The sequence below is a fragment of the Oleiphilus sp. HI0086 genome (assembly GCF_001635225.1).
The window spans coordinates 1-2423 of record NZ_LWFZ01000820.1 but is presented as its reverse complement, the minus strand read 5'-3'; the positions used below and the strand labels follow the sequence as shown (position 1 = coordinate 2423).

2 protein-coding genes are annotated in these 2423 nt (G+C 42.3%); both read left to right on the top strand.

All coding sequences use genetic code 11. The features are described from left to right. Positions 1 to 274 precede the first annotated feature (274 nt). On the top strand, positions 275 to 1693 hold the full coding sequence (locus tag A3756_RS14690; protein WP_068553760.1) for a TIGR03013 family XrtA/PEP-CTERM system glycosyltransferase: 1419 nt from the start codon (positions 275 to 277) through the stop codon (positions 1691 to 1693). A 118-nt stretch (positions 1694 to 1811) separates the two neighbouring features. After that, on the top strand, positions 1812 to 2423 hold a 612-nt coding region (locus A3756_RS14685), incomplete at its 3' end, for an XrtA/PEP-CTERM system exopolysaccharide export protein (protein WP_068553759.1).

Here is a 2423-nt window from a genome sequence, read left to right as displayed (position 1 = left end):
TTTACAAATGACTTACAATGAACGCTTAAAAAAGGTGACGGATTATTGCATAATGCCGCAACTAATTCTTCAGGATAGACTGAATTCTAAGAGAATAGTAAAGGACGAAGCAGATAATTTAAAGAAATAGTCTATGATGAAAGGTGAATTCTGTATTTACGTCTTTTATCGTACAGCTGTATTATTCTCCGGCTAGGGTGTTGGTGGGGTGTTATTCTTTCGCTTAGCCGGGTTGTTTGTAGAAAATTCTCAGTTCCATTCAAGGTAATCGTTAGTGGCTCACGTACGTGTTTTAAATCATTATTTGCATAGTAAGTTTCTCGTTTTAGGGGCAGTTGAATTTTGCTTGTTGATGTTGGCGGTTGTTGCCGGTGTCGAGTTGCGAAATATGTGGGGTGCCGCGGACGAAGTAAATGTTATTCTGGAGTCACCTAAACTTCAGATGATCTCCTTTGCGGTGGTGTTGAGTGTATGCTCCCTTGCAATGGGGGTTTATACGAGTATCTATATAGAAGGCTTGACCGGGATGGCTTTGCGTACTGTTGTGAGCTATTTCTTCTTGGGTACCGCAAGCTTGACGATACTCTATTACTTGTTCCCTGTTATGTATTTAGGTCGCGGCGTTTTAGCGTTTGCGATCACCTTTTCCTTGATCTTCGTATTAGTGGTAAGGGTACTTTTTTATAAAGTCGTTGATTTGGCTCAGTTAACGCGGCGAGTTGTAATTTTTGGTGCTGGGAACACAGCTGCCAATATTATGGAGCGAATTCAAGCTAGTAAAGATGAGTCAGGGTTTCAGTTATATGGCTGTATGGCTTGTGGGCAAGGTGAGGTGGTTGTAGATTCCAGTTTATTGGTCAATGAACCTGAAGATTGGATGGCCTTTGTTAAGCAGCATAATATTAGTGAAATAGTTGTCGCGCCAGATGAGCGCCGCCGCAGTGAAGGTGGTCAGATTCCTATAGATGCACTGCTGGATTGTAAGCTCAGAGGGGTTCGTGTGACGGACCCTGTTGAGTTCATAGAGCGAGAGCTGTTGCGATTGGAAATTTCAATGCTGCGCCCTGGCTGGGCTTTGTTCTCGGATGGTTTTGTCTATTCTCAAGCGAGAGACATTCTTAAGAAAATATTTGATCTGACGGTAGCTGGGCTTATTCTTTTGCTAGCGTGGCCATTTATGCTGATTACTGCGATAGCCGTTAAGCTAGAGAGCGATGGGCCAATTCTCTATAGTCAGACGCGAGTCGGTTTGAATGGCAAAGAGTTTTCAATTTATAAATTCAGAAGTATGGCTCAAGATGCCGAGAAAGACGGTAAGGCCGTTTGGGCGACTAAAAATGATGCCCGCGTAACAAAAGTTGGGGCGTTTATCAGAAATACGCGTCTTGATGAATTGCCGCAGCTATATAATGTTTTTACCGGTGATATGAGCTTCGTAGGGCCTCGCCCCGAAAGGCCACAGTTTGTAGAAGAGTTGAAAGAGCAAATACCATTTTATGATGCGCGGCATAAGGTTAAGCCGGGGTTAATGGGGTGGGCGCAGTTAAAGTACCCTTATGGTGCTTCGGTTGACGATGCGAGAAACAAGCTGAAATACGACTTATATTATGTTAAGAATCATAGCTTCTTTATGGATGTTTTGATTGTTATTCAAACGGTAGAAGTTGTGTTGTTGGGCAAGGGTGTTCATTAAACTGTTATTGTAGTAATCACTGTGTGTCAAAGCGAACTCGTAAGCAGGGTAGGTTTATTGTGCTAGGGCGAAGAGCTTGTTCGTTTTTAAGATTAGAGTAAGGGCAAAGGGTCGAAGGATGAAAATAAAACTAATTATTTGTTTTGTGTTGGTGGGTTTTCTAAGTGCCTGCTCGACTAAGAATGTTGTGAAGGAGCAGCCTGTTGAAACGAGTATTGGCGTGGTTGAGGAGTATCTATTAGGTGTTGGAGACGCTGTTCAAGTGCGTGTGTGGCGTAATCCAGATTTATCTGTAGACGTACTGGTTCGTCCTGATGGAAAAATATCGGTACCTTTAGCTGGTGATATTGTTGTTGATGGTGTGTCTACAAGTCAGTTGTCTAAAACTATTGAAGACAAACTGAATAGTTATATTCGAAACCCTAAAGTAACGGTGATTGTCTCCAACCCAACGAGTGCGGATTTTATTCATAGAATTCGTGTGACGGGTGCTGTTCAGGAGCAACAGTCAATTCCTTATCGTAAAGGGATTACAGTGCTGGATGTAGTTTTAGAGGCTGGTGGGGTGAGTGTTTTTGCTGATTCTGATAATTCAAAACTTTATCGCCAAACTGCTGAGGGTGCCAAGGTTTACCCTATTTACCTGAATGATATATTAGAAAAGGGAATTTTAGATTCTAACTATACGCTTTATCCTCAGGATATTATTACCGTTCCAGAGAGAGGGTTT